The sequence below is a fragment of the Rhizobium sp. BK399 genome (assembly GCF_014194695.1).
GTDB lineage: Bacteria > Pseudomonadota > Alphaproteobacteria > Rhizobiales > Rhizobiaceae > Rhizobium.
Map to the genome: position 1 here is coordinate 27,190 of NZ_JACIAH010000015.1, position 16,509 is coordinate 43,698.

A 16,509-nucleotide genomic window follows, 5' to 3' on the forward strand; every position below is an offset into this window, starting at 1 on the left:
TCAGAAACCTGCCTTCTGCCGCTGCCGACGAATGTGTGGCGGCATCTCCGCATAGACGCCCTCGAAGATATCACGCACGGACGGCCTGCCTCCGGCATGGAGGGTGCCATGCTGCTCGGCCTGCTTCTGCGCCTCGATGACCTCGTCCATGATTTCGGCTTCCATCTGGACATGGCGCTCTTCCGACCAAGCGCCCGTGACAATCAGGTGCTTTTTCAGACGCAGCACGGGGTCGCCGAGTGGCCAGGCCTCGGATTCCGTTTTTGGCCGATAGGCGCTTGGATCGTCGGAAGTCGAGTGAGCGCCTACACGATAGGTTACGTATTCGATCAAGGTCGGCCCGAGATTGCGCCTGGCGCGTTCCGCGGCCCAGCAGGCGACGGCATAGACGGCGAGATAATCGTTGCCGTCGACCCGCAATGCCGGAATGCCGAAGCCGAGCCCACGCGCCGCAAACGTCCCGGACCCTCCGCGCGCAATCCCCTGAAACGTCGAGATGGCCCACTGGTTGTTGACGATGTTGAGGATAACGGGCGCCTTGTAGGTCGAGGCGAAGACGAGGGCGGAATGAAAATCGGATTCGGCTGTCGAGCCGTCGCCGATCCATGCGGCGGCGATCCTGGTGTCATTCTTGATCGCCGATGCCATGGCCCAGCCGACAGCCTGGACATATTGCGTGGCAAGGTTGCCCGAGATGGTGAAGAAGCCATGCTCCTTCGACGAATACATGATCGGTAATTGGCGGCCCCGCAGCGGGTCGCTCTCGTTCGAGAAGATCTGGTTCATCATCTCGACCATGGGGTAGTCGTCAGCGATCAGGAGGCCGGCCTGGCGATAGGTCGGAAAATTCATGTCGCCCTTGCGCAGCGCCTTGCGGAAGGCGCAACTGACGGCCTCCTCACCAAGATGCTGCATGTAGAAGGACGTCTTTCCCTGTCGCTGCGCCATCAGCATCCTGGCATCGAAGGCGCGCAGCTTCATCATGTTGCGAAGGCCGGTCAGCAAATCCTCATTTGACAACAGGCCGGCCCAGGGGCCGACGGCCTCTCCATCACGGTTCAGGACACGAATGATGGAATAGGCAAGGTCGCGAATATCCTCTGAGGCAACGTCAACGGCGGGGCGCGGCACTGCGCCAGCCTTTGCAATCTTCACATTGGAAAAATCCGGTTGTCCGCCCGGCCGGACGGCGGGTTCGGGCACATGCAAGCTCAGTTGAGCGGTATCCGTCATCGTCAATTTCCCTCCCGTTTGCGATGGCTGCTCCTCCCTTTACGCGGGGCATCGCACGATCATGTCTTACAGGTTGCGCGCGATCACCATTCGCTGCACGTCGCTGGTTCCTTCGTAAATCTGGCAGATGCGGACATCCCGATAGATCCGCTCCACCGGATAATCGGCCATGTAGCCATAGCCGCCATGGACCTGGATCGCGGCCGAGCAGACCCGCTCTGCCATTTCGGATGCAAAAAGCTTGGCCATCGACGCCTCCGACAGGCAGGGCAGACCGCTGTCGCGCAGCGCCGCTGCGTGGAAGACGAGCTGGCGGGCAGCTTCGATCTCGGTCGCCATGTCGGCAAGACGAAAGGCGACCGCCTGGTGTTCGATGATCGGTTTGCCGAACGACGTTCGCTCGCGCGCATAATCCCTGGCTGCCTCGAAGGCTGCGCAGGCCATGCCAACGGCCTGGGCACCAATGCCGATGCGCCCACCCTCGAGGTTCGCCAACGCGATTCTGTATCCCTCACCCTCGTCACCCAGCCTCAGGTCGGCGGGGATGCGCATGTCATTGAAGGCAATCTGGCAGGTGTCCGTCGAATGCAGCCCCAGTTTTTCCTCGACCCGGACAACCTCATATCCTTGTGTGTCGGTCGGGACGATGAAGGCGGTGATGCCCTTCTTTCCGGCGGAAGCGTCGGTGACGGCAAAGACGATGATCATCTGGCCATTCTTGCCGGAGGTGATGAACTGCTTGGCGCCATCGAGGATGTAATCATTGCCATCACGACGCGCCCTTGTGCGGAGATTGGACGCGTCTGAGCCGGCCTGCGGTTCCGTCAGCGCAAAACCCCCGATCCATTCGCCACTCGCAAGCTTCGGAAGAAAGCGCTGTTTCTGCTCCTCGGTGCCGAATTTCAGGATCGGTACACAGGCAACGGAGCTGTGCACGCTCATGATGGTGGAGCAGGGCCCGTCGCCTGCGGCGATTTCCTCAAGCGCCGCCGCATAGGCAAGGGTGCCGGTTTCCGATCCGCCGTAATTCTCTGGTACCAGCATGCCGAGGAGGCCAAGTCCGCCCATCTCTGCAAGCTCTTCGCGAGGAAACCTGTGCTCGCGATCGCGGTCGGCTGCACCCGGAGCAAGCCGCTCGCGGGCAAAGTCTCTGGCGAGATCACGGATTTGCTGCTGCAATTCGTTCAGGATCATCGTGCCTTTCCTCCCGCCTTTCTAGGCGCGCTCGATCGCAACCGCGGTCGCCTCGCCACCCCCGATGCACAGAGCGGCCATCCCGCGCTTTCGATCATAGCGCTCAAGCGCGGCAAGCAGGGTGACGAGGATACGCGCACCGGACGCTCCGATCGGATGACCAAGCGCGCAGGCTCCGCCGTGTACATTCACCTTTTCGTCAGGCAGGTTCAGGTCACGCATGGCGGCCATGGCGACAACGGCGAATGCTTCATTGATCTCGAACAGGTCGACTGTATCGAGCGGCCAGCCGGTTCGGTCCGACAGCTTCTGCAACGCTCCGATTGGAGCGGTTGCAAAAAGCGCTGGTGTCTGGGAGTGAGTAGCGTGGCCGCTGATCGTCGCACGCGGCTGCAGGTTTCGGCGCTCGGCCTCGGAGCGGCGCATCAACACGAGAGCGGCCGCACCATCGGAAATCGAGCTCGAATTTGCCGCCGTTACCGTTCCGCCATCGCGGAAGGCAGGCTTCAGCAAGGGTATCTTGTCGATCTTCGCCTTGCCCGGCTGTTCATCCTGGTCGACCGACGTTTCACCCTTCCCCGAGGAGACGGTCACCGGTGCGATTTCCGCGGCAAAGCTGCCGTCGTCGATGGCCCGCTGCGCGCGGGTCAGGGACATCACGGCATACCGATCCTGCGCCTCGCGCGTGAACTGGTAGGCTTCTGCGCAGTCCTCTGCGAAGGTTCCCATGAGACGTCCCTTGTCGTAGGCATCCTCCAGCCCGTCGAGGAACATATGGTCGGTCACGCGGCCATGGCCGAGCCTGTAGCCGCCGCGGGCACGATCGAGAAGATAGGGCGCGTTGGTCATGCTCTCCATGCCGCCCGCGACGCCGATGGCAGCACTTCCGGCCGCCAGGAGATCATGGGTGAGCATGACGGCCTTCATGCCGGATCCGCACATCTTGTTGATGGTGCTTGCGCCGGTGGAAAATGGCAGACCAGCCGCAATTGCGGCTTGTCTCGCCGGTGCCTGGCCCTGGCCGGCCGGCAGAACGCAGCCGAAGATGACTTCGTCGACCGCCTCCGGCGCGAGGCTGGCGCGTAGGAGGGCGGCCCCGATCGCGCCAGCTCCGAGCTTTGGTGCCGTTGCCTCCTTCAGCGCTCCCTGGAAACCGCCAATCGGCGTTCGGGCTGCTGCGACAATCACAATCGGATCCTCTAGAGCCATCCTTCTTCCTCCCTTTTGTCAATGGGTCAGTGCGCGGGGTCAGCGCGCGCTCATGCGCAAGGCGCCGTCGAGGCGAATGACCTCGCCGTTGAGCATCCTGTTCTCGAGGATATGGCGCACGAGCGCCGCAAATTCAGCTGGCCGGCCAAGACGCTGGGGGAAGGGCACACTCTTGCCGAGCGCTTCTTGCACCTCTTGGGGCATGCCGGCCATCATCGGGGTCTCAAAGATCCCCGGCGCGATGGAGACAACACGAATGCCGTGTCGGGCAAGTTCGCGCGCAACGGGCAGCGTCATGGAGGCGATGCCGCCCTTGGAGGCAGCGTATGCGGCCTGACCAACCTGACCATCGAAAGCTGCAATCGAGGCGGTATTGACGATGACGCCGCGCTCCCCTTCCTCGTCCGGCTGCTGAAGCTGAAGCGCCAGAGCCGCAAGGCGGGTCATGTTGAAGGTGCCGACGAGGTTGATCGAGACGGTACGCACAAAGCTCTCGAGATCATGCGGTCCGTCACGGCCGATGATCTTCTCGGCCGGTGCGACGCCGGCGCAATTGACAAGCCCGTGCAGGCTGCCAAACACGTCGGTCGCGGTGGCAATGACAGCTGAAGCATCATCGGCGCGCGTGACATCGGCTTTGACGAAGCGTGCATCCGACCCGAACTCCGAGGCGATGGCCTCGCCGGCTGCCTGGTTGAGGTCGGCGATGACAACGCGCGCTCCGGTTTCGATCAGCAACCGGGCAGTGGCTGCGCCAAGACCGGAGCTGCCGCCGCTGACGATGAATGTTCCTCCACGGATCTGCATGACTGTCCTCCCATGCGTCGCTGGTCTTTTTTCGATCGCCCAACCCGCTCCCCTGGGCGGCAATCGACTGCAGCTATGCCTGCAGGCTGTCGCCATTTTCGCGATTGCTGCTTGCAACAGCAGACTGCCAAAAAAAGCTCCGGCATGCCAAGGAAAGTGACGCAACTTTCCTGCGTTTTTCATGGTTGCGGAGCTGGAAAGCGAAGGTTTTTCCGGGCTTCGGCGAAAGTACGTTGCGGCGTGCCGGAAAAGGCATCAAAACCGCCGACAATGGGGCATTTGCCGCCGTGCCGGATGATTGTCTATCGCCGTGAAGCACAGGACCTGGCCGGCGGCATTACGCGGCTTTGATGAAATGTGCAGCCATTTTTCAAGAGTTCCGACAGCTTTCACACTGATGTGTTTGAGTAGCGCCATATGGTTGGAGTTCTGGCGATCCTCCCAAAGTTTAGCGTTGCAGCAAAACCGGGAGGACGGTAGGCTTTGCACTTGCTGGGGAGCTGCGGTCGTGATCGAAACGAACACTGTCCAACTTGTGTTTGCGCTGAGCGTTGCTCGGGAACTTGCCTCCTTCGAGGGGCCGGACTTCGATCTGGTGGTCTTCCATATCCAACAGGCTCTTCAGGCCGCAAGGGACGAGGCGCTTCGGAAGGGAATCGTTGTCGAGATCGAGGGCGACGAGACGATCCAGTAGGGGCGGCCGTTGCCCACGGAGAAGGCATGGTCCGGGCGCACAATCGTCTCTCAGGCATGAGAGATGACTTCCATTAACGTTCACATTGGTCGTCTGCATCATCGGACGCGATAAGCAGAACATCTGGCGACATTTTTATTCGCTGTGTCGTAGACTTCAACGTTGAACTGATTGCGTTAAAGCCGTCAGGATTGGGCGTAAGTTCTGGGACGAGCTGAACGATTGAGAGAGGCTGTCACGGCCTTGGTTGACCCGAATTTGGCGTGCGAAACAATGCATTAGGGACAAGACCTGCACTGGACGAAACAACTTGCGGCGCCATGTATCTATTGGGTTTCAGGAATGGCCGGTGGGGTCACCTGATGTATCAGCCCGATGGGATGCCAAATGGAGGCAACGGGCAGCTCATCGTATCCTGATAGATCCGGGGACCTCGCCGCCATGCTGAGGGGGCCCGACGGGATGGGAACGTTCCAGTTCCACTACCCTGTCTGATCCGACATCGTCGACGCTAGGTCGCATCAGGTGGCACCGGTTCATGTGACGCCGATATGTCGTCCGGCTCCGCCTCACTGAGCATTCCCCGGTAGATCCCGGGAACAGACCCTTCGATCGGGATTGCACCGACGCTCTGGCGATAGAAGTCCATCGGGCCTGCGCCACCGATGATGCCATAGGCATATCCCTGTGCGGACATGTCGAGCAACGTTGTCAGGAGCAGCGCCCGGCCGACCCCTTGACCGCGCGCTTTGGTATCCACACCGGTTGGTCCGAAGAAGCCCTTCGCAGTCGCCTCGTGGCAGGCAAAGCCGATCAACGTGCCATCCTTTATCGCGATGAAGCATGTGGGCGGCTGCCGCATTGCCGCGGCTGTCGCCTCGCTGGACCAGCCGGCTCCAAAGCGCGGCGTGATCCAGTCTGTGAGTGTCTTCAACTCCGGCGGAAGCAGGCGGCGGATGGTAATGCCGTGGCGCTCCATCATGGCGCCCACCGACGCATCCGGCTTGAGATCGTAGAGTTTGACGAGCATGTCCATGATGGGGTCCTTCTGATGACTAACCCTTGACGGCACCGGAGGTCAGTCCGGCCACGATCCGTCGCTGGAAAACCAGCACGACGGCGATCAGCGGCAGGGTCACCGTCACCGACGCGGCCATGATCTGGCCGAAGGGATATTCATAGCGGTTTGTGCCTGCGATCAGCCCGATGGCGACGGGCACGGTGCGGTTTTCATCCGTCAGGGTAAAGGTGAGGGCAAACAGGAATTCGTTCCAGGCAAGGATGAAGGCAAGGATTCCGGTGCTCGCAAGGGACGGCCCCATCAGGGGAAGGAGGATCTTCACGAGGATGCGCAGATGCGAGCACCCATCGACGATCGCGGCCTCCTCCAGCTCCCGCGGAAACTCCCGTATGAAGGTCGTCAATATCCAGGTTGTGAAGGGGACCGTCGACAGGAGATAGGTGAGAACGAGGGCGCTTGGACGGTTAAAGAGGCCGAGCCAGTTGATGAGCTCGAACATGCCCGACAGCACCACGACCTGCGGAAAGATCGAAATCATCAGGATCACCATCAGCACCGCACGGCGCTGCGGGAAATCGATCCGGCCAAGTGCGTAGGCGGCGCTGATGCCGATGAAAAGAGACAGGCAGGTGGTGGATACGGCCACATAGGCGGAGTTCAGAAGCGATCCCATGAACACGGGATTGTCGATCAATTGCCGGTAATAGGTGAAATCAAGCGCGGGCAGCAGAACCGATCGATAGAGGGCTGCCCCCTGCTTCGTCGATGAAACGAAAGCCCAGTAATAGGGAAACAGCGTATAGACGAGCACCAGGCCCAGTGCGCAGACTTGCAGGGTCCGAAACGCGCGGCGCCGCAGCCGGTAATGGGCACTGGACCTGCGCAGCGGGCGGGAAAGGGTCAGGTCGGCCATCATCAATGCCCCGCTGCTTTGTCGAGGCGCAATGCGCCGATCAAAATGATGGCAACGAGGGCGACCAGCAGGAAGACCCATGTCGAGGCCGCGGAACCGATGCCGAGTTCCTGGAAGCTGATCAGGCGGTCGCGAGCGTAGATCGAGACGGTCATGACCTTTTCGTTGCTGCCGGCGAGCACATAGGACAGGTCGAACATGCGCAGCGCATCAAGCGAGCGAAACAGGACTGCGACGCCGATTGCGGGCCGCAGCATGGGAAGAGTGATCGACCAGAACCGTTTCCATGCCGGGATCCCGTCCACGGCCGCCGCCTCGAAGATTTCGTGAGACAGCATCTGCAGGCCAGCAAGGATGAGAAGGACCATGAACGGCGTCGTCATCCACACGTCGATGAAGATAACGACACCCATGATCAGCGAGCCGCTCGCGGTCCAGGCAACCCCGTGATCGATGAGGCCGAGTTCGATCAGCACCTTGTTGATCACCCCGAACTGGTCGTTGAGCATCCATTCCCAGATCTTTGTCGCGACCACCACCGGAATGGCCCACGGCACCAGGATCGCCGCGCGGGCAAGGCCGCGGCCGGGAATTGCATCGTTGATCAGGAGCGCGATTGCGAGCCCAAGGACGGTCTCGATCGATACCGATATGACGGTGAATACCAAGGTGTTCCTGACGGCAAGCCACCAGCTCGGATCGTTGAAGACCTCGAGGAAATTGGCAAGGCCCACCATGGTGTAAACGCCCGGGTCGTCGAGATAGGCGTCGGTGAACGCAAAGAAGAAGGTGCGCCCGAGCGGCCACACGGCCACGACGAGCATCGCTGCGATGACCGGCAGCAGGAAGAACCAGGCGGCGCGATGGTCGCGGCGGGCAAGGCGGGCACTCATCGGATCGCCCTCCTTGCATCCGTCTCGTCAGACGGAACCGCGATCCGCTCACCGTCGGCGGCAAAGAAGAAGATGGAGTGATCCTCGAAGGAGAGCGCAACGTCCTTGCCGATTAACGACTGTTCGGGGGAGGCTGCAAGCCGGATCACCCAGATCGGGCCGCCAGCGATCCTGCAATAGGCGAAATGCTCGTGGCCGAGATCCTCGACGCGCTCGAGCACGCAGTCGAAGCGGCCGGTACCGGCCGGGACAATGCGCAAGGCCTCCGGCCTGACACCGATTTCCGCCGGTGCCGCAAGGTTGGCAACCCGTGGGAGCCACAGGCCGCCCGGGCCGAGCACGCCCTCGCCGCGATCGTCCGCTCCTGCCTTCACGGGAAGGAAGTTCATCCGCGGGCTGCCGATAAAGCCTGCGACGAAGCGATTGTCCGGGCGATGGTAGAGCTCAGAGGGCGTACCGATCTGCTCTACGCGGCCGTGGTTGAGAACGACGATCCGATCGGCGAGGGTCATGGCCTCCGACTGGTCGTGGGTGACATAGATCATCGTGGTGCGAAGGTCCTCGTGGAGCCTTGCGATTTCCATCCGCATTTCCATCCTGAGATCGGCATCCAGATTGGACAGCGGTTCATCGAACAGGAAGATGTCCGGTTGCCTGACCAGCGCCCGCCCAATGGCGACGCGCTGTCGCTGGCCTCCGGACAGTTCACGCGGTCGCCGCTGCAACAGGTGGTCGACCTTCAGCATGCGGGCGACGGTTTCTACCTTGCGCGCGATCGCATCGCGCTTGATCCCCATTGTTTCCAGCGCAAATCCGATATTGCGGGCAACCGTCATGTGCGGATAGAGCGCATAGGACTGGAAGACGAAGGCAACGCCTCGCTTGGCGGCGGGGACGTCGGTGACGTCGTCGCCGCCGATTCTGACTGTTCCTGACGATGCGGAGATCAGGCCGGCGACGATGCGAAGCAGCGTTGACTTGCCGCATCCCGAGGGACCGACAAAGACGACGAATTCTCCGTCCTTAATCGCAAGGTTCACATCCTGAATGACCTTATGTGTTCCGAAACTCTTCGAAACGGATTCCATCGAAACCGATGCCATTGTTCACCTTGGCTTGCACAGGGGCAGGGCCGGCTTGCTGCCGGCGAAAAAAGGACGCGGGGGTCAGCGCCACGGTCGCCCTGCGACGCCCCCCGCGTCTTTTGCCGATTAGCGGCTTTCCTTGAGCTTCTCGAGGCGTTTGCCGAGTGAAGCGAAACCGTCCTTGGGATCGGTGGAACCCGACAGCATGTCGTGCACGGAGCGATAGAAGGCCTGGGAGACTCGGTTGTAGCTGGTGCCCGTATAGCCTGATGGCCGCACCGCACTGTCTGCGAAGGCCTGCTGGTTGTCCTTCAGGAACGGGATCTTTTCCAGAACCTCGGGATCGCTGTAAAGCGACTGGATGGATGGATTGAGGGTTGCGTCGACGGCACGCATCTTCTGCATGTCGGTGCCGGTGATGAAGTTCACAAAGTCTGCAGCGACCTCAGGCTTTGCACTGTACTTGGAAACGCCATAGTACATCGGACCAAGGCAACCGCTGGATTTCTGCCCCTCCTTGCCGACAGGCAGTGGCATGACCCCGACCTTGTCGATGATCGCGCTGCCCTCCTTGTGGGAGGTTCCCCAGACATAGGGCCAGTTGCGATGGAATACTGCGTCGCCGGCTTCGAAGACCGCCCGTGACGCCTCCTCATCGTAGTTCAGGACGCCTTCCGGACTGATCGAACCAATCCATCCCTTTGCCTTCTTGATCGCCTCGGCGGCGTCGGCATTGTTGATCGTCACCTTTCCGTCATCCGAGATGATGGTGCCGCCGCCATTGGAGGCAATCACCTCGATCGCATCGCAGGTCAGGCCCTCATAGCTTTTTGCCTGCCAGGCATAGCCCCACATCTTGTCGTGGCCGTCAGCACGCTCCTTGTCCTGGATTTCCTTCGCCGTGCTGGCAAGTTCGTCCCAGGTCTTCGGCGGCTGCTTGCCATATTTTTCAAGGAGGTCCTTGCGATAGAACATCAGGCCCACATCCATGTAGGCGGGCATCGCGACAAGGTTGCCGTCAAGCTTTGCCGCATTCAGCGTCGAGGCGAAATGCTTGTCCTGGTCGGCCTGGGGGATCATCGTCTTCAGATCGAGAAGGTTGGCCTTGAACATGCCAAGCCAGATCACGTCGAGAAATAGGACGTCGACATCCTTCGATTTTGCGGCCAGCAACTGCTGGTAAAGCGGGATCGCATCATCGAGCAGCGCCGGCATCTTGTTGATCTTCGCCTCGTTTCCGGTCTTCGCCTTCCAGGCGTCGGCAACCTTGGTGCAAAGCTCGAATTCCGTCGGTGAACAGAAGGCCGAAATGGTTTCCGCATGTGCGGTGCTGGCCCAGAGGCCGGCAACGGCTGCAGCCGCAGCGAGGCATTTCTTCAACATGAGCTGTTCCTTGTCTTTATCACACTTGAACTGTGTGGAACTCTGTGGTTCCTGATCCTAATAGGACTGGTTATGACCAGTCATGTCAACTGGACTCTTGCACTTACTGCGAGCAAAGATGTGACACCGCCTAGCAAGCACCGATCCGGGAGCGGAGCGTGACGACAGGACAGAGAGCGACAAGCAAGGCCGGTGAGGCGACCATCGACAGGACTGCTCCCCGTCCGCTCCATCAACAGGTTTATGAGGCGCTGCTGTCGTCGATCCGCGAGGGGAAGGTGCCATTGCGCGGCAAGTTGCCTTCCGAGCGCGAGCTGGTTTCGCTCTACGATGTCAGCCGTATCACCATACGACATGCCGTGCGCGAACTGATCCGCCAAGGTGTCGTGCAAAGCCAGGCTGGCAAGGGTCTCTACGTTGTCGACAACGGTGCAGGTTTCGAGCTCGAAGTCCTCAAAAGCTTCACCAGCACCGCCCTTGCAAGTGGTCGCACGCCCGGGCAACGGCTGCTCGACATCGCCGTCGTCAAGGCATCGCTGGATGTCACCCGGCCGTTGATGCTGCCGCCTGGATCGGAGGTCATCGTCCTGTCGCGCTTGCGTCTGCTCGATAAAATTCCGGTCGTCCTGCAGACGGACTGGATCGCGGCGTCGAGGGCCCCCGGCCTGACCGGTCTTGACTGGACGATTGCAAATCGGTCGCTCTATTCTGAATTGCGAGAGCTCTACAAGATTCAGCCGCGCCGGGGCCAGACAACGCTCAGCGCGCGGCTCGCGAGTGCGGTGGAAGCAGAACTCCTTCAACTTCCACAGCCGGGGGCGGTGCTGACAGTCGACCAGATCGCCTTTGATGAGCGTGACCGGCCGATAAACATGACATCCCTGATCCACCACCCCGAACGTTACCCGCTGACATTGCTGCAGTCGGCCACCGGCGACTTCAAGCACTACGGTTGATGTTGTCGCATGGCGGAGGGCCGCGGCCTGTACCGCCGTTTCATAAGAGTGAGAGACGCGATGAACGGCACAAAACCGCGCGGCTCTGAATTGTCATCCCGGCGACCTCGATCGCTCCTCGGCCCTCGCTCCTTGGCCCCGGGACGGCTACCCGATGATCTGTCGCCTAGGGACAATTGACATCAGACCGTCCCCAGCGATTTCGGGAGAAATGGTCGTGTAGTTTTCGATTGATGGGCGATTGCCGAGATCTTGCTTGTGACCGGCGGCTGTTATCACCAGGACGCTTGCTCCCGCCGCTTCGCCCGCCTGCACGCCGGCCTCGACATCCTCGAAGACGAGACAGTCGGCTGAACGAACGCCGAGGACCTCGGCGCCAAGGATGTAGCACTGGGGATTCGGCTTGCCGATGGTAACGTCGTCTCCGGTGACCATGAAGCGGGGAACGGGCAGCCCTGCTGCGCCAAGCCGGCGTAGGGCCAGAGGCTTGGTCGAGGAGGTTACGATTGCCCAGCGCTCGGGCGGCAGCGCGGCGAGGAACTCCGCAGCGCCGGGAATGGCGACAACACCGTCGACGTCGTCGATTTCGGCCTTCGTGATCTTGTCGGATTCTGCGACAGGATCGATACCGGGAAGGCCGAGCTGACGGATCGTGTCGATACCCCGTTTTCCGTGCATGGTCGGCAGGAAGCGGACGGGATCAAGTCCGTGGCGCTCTGCCCAGGCTCCCCAGACCCGTTCCGCTGACGCGGTCGAGCTCAGGATGGTGCCGTCCATGTCGAAGAGGAACGCGGCATACTGGTTTGGATCGGGAAAGGCGGACGGCACGGTGATCTCCTGGCTTTACGGATACGGCCTCATATGTGGCCTGTGTCGCAGAAGGCCGCAAGGATCGGACTGACGATCATCGTGGAGATCACGTGAGACCGCTGAGCGTCAGCATGACGCAGAAAACGAGAAGAACCGCGGAGCCGCAGCGCCGGGCAAACAGCGGCATTTCCTGCCTCCGGCCGATGATCGCCCGTCCGAAGGCAAGCCACAGAGCGGAGGTCGCCGCCGTGGTTGCCAACAAAACCAGCATAGTCGGGACGGCATCTGCCCCCACTGACGGCACCATGGCCAGCCCGATGATGATGGCCTTCGGATTGAGGAGCGTCGTGACGAAGAGTTCGCGCGGGCCAACGGTTGCTGCCTTCCCACCTTGAGAAGGTGCCCACAGTTTCAATGCCAGGGCGAGAACCCAGGTCGCCGCAAGAAACTTCACGGCCTGGGCGATTTCGGGATGTGAATGAAAGATTGGACTGGCAAAGCCGGAGACCAGCAGGACCATGATTTGATAGGCGACAACCACCGCACCCACAAGCGTGAGGCATCGTCCTGGTGTGAGGGCGGAGGTGGCCAGGGCAAGCACGGCATTTGTCGGGCCGGGTAGAACGAGAAGGCCAAAGACGCCAAGCCCGAATGTTAAAAGATCCATGTCACAAACCTTCCTATCTGGCATCCTTCTGGCACGACCGCGTCAACAGTCTTGATCGGAATCAACTGTGACGACCCTGATGAGAATATTGGCTTATAACTAGTTATAATGTATCTATCTTATATCTCCATAAACCGGAGATGTGCGCCTTGTCCGAGCATGCGTCCCTGAACCACGGATGCTGGTCAGAGGTGTGATTGACGACAAGATCGATCAGGACGCGTATGCCGCGCTGTTTTGCGCCATGGGTGAATTCGACGAAATCGCCAAGCGTGCCGTATCGACGATCGACGTTGTAGTAGTCGGAAACGTCGTAACGGTCGTCGCGTCCGGGGGACGTCTGGAAGGGCTCAGCCATATGGCGGTGACGCCGAGTCCGGCGAGATAGTCGAGACGTCGCTCAAGGCCCTGAAAATCACCTACGCCGTCGCCGTTCACCATCCATGAATGTCCCGACGGAAAGAGAATAGATGACGGCGTTCTTGTACCAGAGGTCATTGATCAAGATCATGCTCCCTTGAAAGACGCACCCCGGAGGCAAGCGTGCGAGCCCGCGAAAGGTTCCCTGGCCAGGAGTGAAGGCCCGATCCGGTACGCAGAGACCGAGCCCCCGGGCATCGTGACGTGACGCCGTTGCGCAACGGAAGGAAAGGGCCGCAGAGCGTGACGCCCCCTCTATGTGAGGCTCTTGCCCGTGCGCCTTGCCGCTTCATTGCGAACCAGGTGCCAGCATTGAAGGTCGAGCATTGCGTCGGGCAGGGCGCGGTGGGTTGGCGCATTGCCGGACCTGATGGTGGCAATGACGCCCTCGACAAGGTTTGCGAGCGCGGCTTCGTCCGCTGCAGGTGCCATGAGATCGCGCGCAGCGGCGAGAAATGCGTCCCTGGATTTGCCGATCCTCAGAGCGTGGCGTGGCAGGCCGCCGGCGCGCAGGAGGACGCTCAGCCATTTTCCGTCCCATGAGGGAGCGCTGGCATAGAGGTCGTGCCCTGAAAGCTCTTTCATCATGCCCTGCGCCACCTCATCCGCGGCGATGCCGTCGCTATCGATGAGTTCTCGCGAAATGCCGTGGATCGCTTGCGCCTCGGTGGACCAATCGGTCCAGTCGGGTGCGGGGCGTATCAGGAAGGAACGGGAGCGACCGTCCTGAAACACCCAGGCAACCTCGATCGGGAAGCTCTGCTTGGCGAGTGACGATGCTTCGAAATCCAGGAATACGATCAAGGGGATATCACCGGTGCTGCTGCCTCCCACCATGTCATTGGCCAGGCTCGGGGGCGCGCGTCGAGCCAGTGACGAATTGGCCAGTGACGACTTGGCCAGTGACGACTTGGGCCAGTGACGAGGCGGCGCCTTGCAGCATCGGTATCATATCCGGCCGCCGTTGGCAGCCATTACATCGGATAGCTCGAGGTTCGGGACGAGCCGCTCGTCGCAGTGCAGACCGGCCTGCTGGCCAGACAAGCCCAAGGCGCTCTGGAAGTCAGCGCCAGCGCGTCGCGATCGGCCGCGCCATCATTCGCAATCCGCAGGTCTTCTTTTCGAGGAGCCGCTATCGAATCTCGATGCACCACTGCGCTGCACCTCGAACGAACTGCACGCGAAACTCGGCGCGACGATGATCTACGTCGCCCAAGATCAGGTCGAGGCATTGACCATGGCAGACAAGATCGTTGTCCTGAATGGCGGGAAATCGAACGGGTTGGCAGCCCATGACGCTCTACAACAAGCCTGCAACGCCTTTCGTCGCCGGGTTCAACGGGGCACAGAAGATGAACTTCTTCAATGGAGAGCCTGCTGCGAAAGAGATGGTGAAGCCCCGGCGCAGCAGGGCAGGCACCTGAAAGCAGAGGACTTGCCGGAGCCAGTCGGACTAACGCCAAGGATGGACTTGCCGGCGAGCGCAGCAAGGATGATCGGGAGCTGTCCCTTTCGGGAAATGGGAGACACCGAACAGGCGCAGCACCGGGCCGAAATTCATGTCGGCTTCGAGCGATCGCGCATCCCGGTCGAGCCAGCGGGCAAGACGCATTGCCCAGCGCTCGATTGCCCGTCTTGCCAGCCGTCCGGCGAGGTTCGGGTGATGTGCTGCATGGCAGCCGTTGCAGAGCACGACCAGGCTCGACAGTTCATAGGAGCCGCCCATCGATCGCTGCAGGAGGTGATGAAAGTCAGCATCACGCGATCGCAGCTTCGTCAAGCACGAAACGCACTTGTATCCATCCCGCGCAAGCACAAGGCGGCGCGTGTCTTCCCAATGTCCCACGAGGCGAAGCTCGTCGTCGGTTGTCGTGCTGCCAGTCTGAAGGATAGTCGCTGAGAAATGGAACCAGATTGGTGCCCTCACACCGGCCGCGCTGCCCGGTCTGAAGCCCCGGGCGCGGCTTGCAAGGCATGGGCTATCGCACCAGCTTTCGAAGCCGCGGCATTCCCCTGGAAGCCATGACAGGCGCGGTGAAGGGGCGCGGCACTGATGGCATGACAGTCGTCCGCAGGGAGGCAACCCGATGGTCGCCGCAACGATAAGCGCCGATCGGCCGATGGTTGGCGAACGTCAGCTGGCGGCCTTCAAGGCCTGCGTCGAACGTCCAGTGATCTCGTTGAGCGTCGAGAGAATCTTTCGAACGCCGTAGTGGTCGGTCGAATAATAGATCGTCTGGGCGTCGCGACGGGTTTTCACGACATTCCCCTCACGAAGACGGGCGAGATGCTGGGAGAGAGCCGATTGCGAAAGGCCGACGCGTTTCGCCAAGTCGCCGACGTTCAATTCATTGTCCAGGAGAAGGCTGGCAATCAGCAGTCTTTTTTCATTTGCCAGGAGCGAAAGAAGTCTAGCCTCTTCCTCGAATTCTGTATCCATGCGCATTTCAGGAGTTCACCTACATTCACAAAATCGATCGCTTACTTAAACGTAAGATGACAAAATAGCCATAACCATGATTGAATTTGATTGGGCTACTTTAGGTTAATAGACCTTCGACCGGGTCCGAACCGGAACCCGGGACTGTAGTGATCAACTCTATGAGGCCGGCGGATCGGGCGCGAGTTTTGTAAAGTTCGGCCTGAGCATTGGCGGAAATTCGGAAGGAGCTTTTCCGGCCGACTACTCAATTTGCCGGAATGCGTGAAGAGCGTTGTGGTCGTCCAATGTTACGAATAGGCCGTGCGTGAACACATCACGGACCGGCGTCGTCTTGCCGATTTGCCTTTGTCCTATAAGGTTGACAACGCGGGTGTTCTCCAGCGCCGGCTGTCTGAGCCTATCGTTCGGCTGGGAAGGATGCCGTTGTGGCTGCGTCGAGCGCGTGACGGCCGAATGGATTGATAGCCACGAGTACCATCAATATGGCAGCCGCTGACCAAATTCTGACTAAAACGATATTGGCTTTCATTCGATAACCGTGGGCGCGTACGCTGAACTGGTCGCGCAAGGTTCTAGTACTATTCATTGGTCAAAAAAAGATTACCGCGATCCGCTGACCTGACGACCGATCCTGCCATCCGCAGCCTCTGTCGCCTGGCGGTTTCTGTCGGTCGAGATGACGCCGTGCGACCAATATTTATGCCCCTGTGGTAGACCTGATTGGCTGTGACCGGCTTGCTCTCATTCCGGGTTGGTAGGCGAATCCACGATCGCCCCTGGA

16 protein-coding genes and 2 pseudogenes are annotated in these 16,509 nt (G+C 60.5%); 3 read left to right on the plus strand and 15 right to left on the minus strand.

The features are described from left to right. The 4 genes from FHT97_RS24115 to FHT97_RS24130 all read right to left on the minus strand — a co-directional run bounded on the left by FHT97_RS24115 (position 1) and on the right by FHT97_RS24130 (position 4,443). On the minus strand, positions 1-1,233 hold the full coding sequence (locus FHT97_RS24115; RefSeq protein ID WP_183864499.1) for a 3-methyl-2-oxobutanoate dehydrogenase (2-methylpropanoyl-transferring) subunit alpha: 1,233 nt from the start codon (positions 1,231-1,233) through the stop codon (positions 1-3). Between the two features lie 66 nt (positions 1,234-1,299). Continuing rightward, positions 1,300-2,427 carry an acyl-CoA dehydrogenase family protein gene (locus FHT97_RS24120; RefSeq protein WP_183756486.1) on the minus strand — a complete coding sequence of 376 codons (1,128 nt, stop codon included), beginning with the start codon at positions 2,425-2,427 and terminating at the stop codon, positions 1,300-1,302. Between the two features lie 21 nt (positions 2,428-2,448). After that, positions 2,449-3,636, minus strand: coding sequence for an acetyl-CoA C-acyltransferase (locus FHT97_RS24125; RefSeq protein WP_183864500.1), 1,188 nt, complete (start codon positions 3,634-3,636; stop codon positions 2,449-2,451). Between the two features lie 39 nt (positions 3,637-3,675). After that, positions 3,676-4,443, minus strand: coding sequence for a 3-hydroxyacyl-CoA dehydrogenase (locus FHT97_RS24130; RefSeq protein WP_183864501.1), 768 nt, complete (start codon positions 4,441-4,443; stop codon positions 3,676-3,678). Between the two features lie 508 nt (positions 4,444-4,951). Between FHT97_RS24130 and FHT97_RS24135 the strand changes: the two genes are divergently transcribed. After that, entirely contained in the window at positions 4,952-5,137 is a 186-nt protein-coding gene (locus FHT97_RS24135) for a hypothetical protein (protein WP_183756482.1), read from the plus strand. A gap of 511 nt (positions 5,138-5,648) precedes the next feature. On the opposite strand, the gene FHT97_RS24140 is transcribed toward FHT97_RS24135, so the two are convergent. The 5 genes from FHT97_RS24140 to FHT97_RS24160 form a co-directional block, all read right to left on the minus strand. Continuing rightward, the gene (locus tag FHT97_RS24140; protein ID WP_183756481.1) at positions 5,649-6,173 is read right to left on the minus strand and encodes a GNAT family N-acetyltransferase; all 525 of its coding nucleotides are present in this window, start codon (positions 6,171-6,173) and stop codon (positions 5,649-5,651) included. Positions 6,174-6,192: 19 nt separating this feature from the next. Next, positions 6,193-7,074, minus strand: coding sequence for a carbohydrate ABC transporter permease (locus tag FHT97_RS24145; protein ID WP_210280962.1), 882 nt, complete (start codon positions 7,072-7,074; stop codon positions 6,193-6,195). Then, complete coding sequence (locus FHT97_RS24150; RefSeq protein ID WP_183756480.1) at positions 7,074-7,964, minus strand: sugar ABC transporter permease; 891 nt, start codon at positions 7,962-7,964, stop codon at positions 7,074-7,076. The genes FHT97_RS24145 and FHT97_RS24150 overlap by 1 nt, the downstream gene beginning before the upstream one ends. Further along, a complete protein-coding gene (locus FHT97_RS24155; protein WP_183864502.1) occupies positions 7,961-9,067 on the minus strand; it encodes an ABC transporter ATP-binding protein in 1,107 nt (368 codons plus the stop codon). Before FHT97_RS24155 ends, FHT97_RS24150 begins: the two co-directional genes overlap by 4 nt. Positions 9,068-9,175: 108 nt before the next feature. After that, the gene (locus FHT97_RS24160; protein ID WP_183756478.1) at positions 9,176-10,432 is read right to left on the minus strand and encodes an ABC transporter substrate-binding protein; all 1,257 of its coding nucleotides are present in this window, start codon (positions 10,430-10,432) and stop codon (positions 9,176-9,178) included. Between the two features lie 158 nt (positions 10,433-10,590). Between FHT97_RS24160 and FHT97_RS24165 the strand changes: the two genes are divergently transcribed. Then, positions 10,591-11,388 (plus strand): GntR family transcriptional regulator, encoded by a 798-nt coding sequence (locus FHT97_RS24165; protein WP_259186255.1) that lies wholly within the window; start codon positions 10,591-10,593, stop codon positions 11,386-11,388. Positions 11,389-11,535: 147 nt separating this feature from the next. Here FHT97_RS24165 and FHT97_RS24170 read toward each other — a convergent pair whose 3' ends face one another. The 4 genes and pseudogenes from FHT97_RS24170 to FHT97_RS24185 form a co-directional block, all read right to left on the minus strand. Next, a complete protein-coding gene (locus FHT97_RS24170; protein WP_348649638.1) occupies positions 11,536-12,216 on the minus strand; it encodes an HAD family hydrolase in 681 nt (226 codons plus the stop codon). Between the two features lie 88 nt (positions 12,217-12,304). Continuing rightward, entirely contained in the window at positions 12,305-12,865 is a 561-nt protein-coding gene (locus FHT97_RS24175) for a threonine transporter RhtB (protein ID WP_183756477.1), read from the minus strand. Positions 12,866-13,016: 151 nt separating this feature from the next. After that, positions 13,017-13,370 (minus strand): annotated as a pseudogene (locus FHT97_RS24180) (alpha-amylase family glycosyl hydrolase); the annotation flags it as partial. Positions 13,371-13,540: 170 nt separating this feature from the next. Continuing rightward, the gene (locus FHT97_RS24185; protein ID WP_183756568.1) at positions 13,541-14,089 is read right to left on the minus strand and encodes a transcriptional regulator; all 549 of its coding nucleotides are present in this window, start codon (positions 14,087-14,089) and stop codon (positions 13,541-13,543) included. A gap of 242 nt (positions 14,090-14,331) precedes the next feature. Here FHT97_RS24185 and FHT97_RS24190 point away from each other — a divergent pair. Next, a pseudogene (locus FHT97_RS24190) lies at positions 14,332-14,670 on the plus strand (sugar ABC transporter ATP-binding protein); the annotation flags it as partial. A gap of 68 nt (positions 14,671-14,738) precedes the next feature. On the opposite strand, the gene FHT97_RS24195 reads toward FHT97_RS24190, so the two are convergent. After that, the gene (locus FHT97_RS24195; RefSeq protein ID WP_348649639.1) at positions 14,739-15,131 is read right to left on the minus strand and encodes an HNH endonuclease; all 393 of its coding nucleotides are present in this window, start codon (positions 15,129-15,131) and stop codon (positions 14,739-14,741) included. 288 nt (positions 15,132-15,419) lie between these two features. Then, positions 15,420-15,731: a metalloregulator ArsR/SmtB family transcription factor gene (locus FHT97_RS24200; protein ID WP_183756476.1), complete on the minus strand. Its 312-nt coding sequence runs from the start codon at positions 15,729-15,731 to the stop codon at positions 15,420-15,422. Positions 15,732-16,509 lie beyond the last annotated feature (778 nt).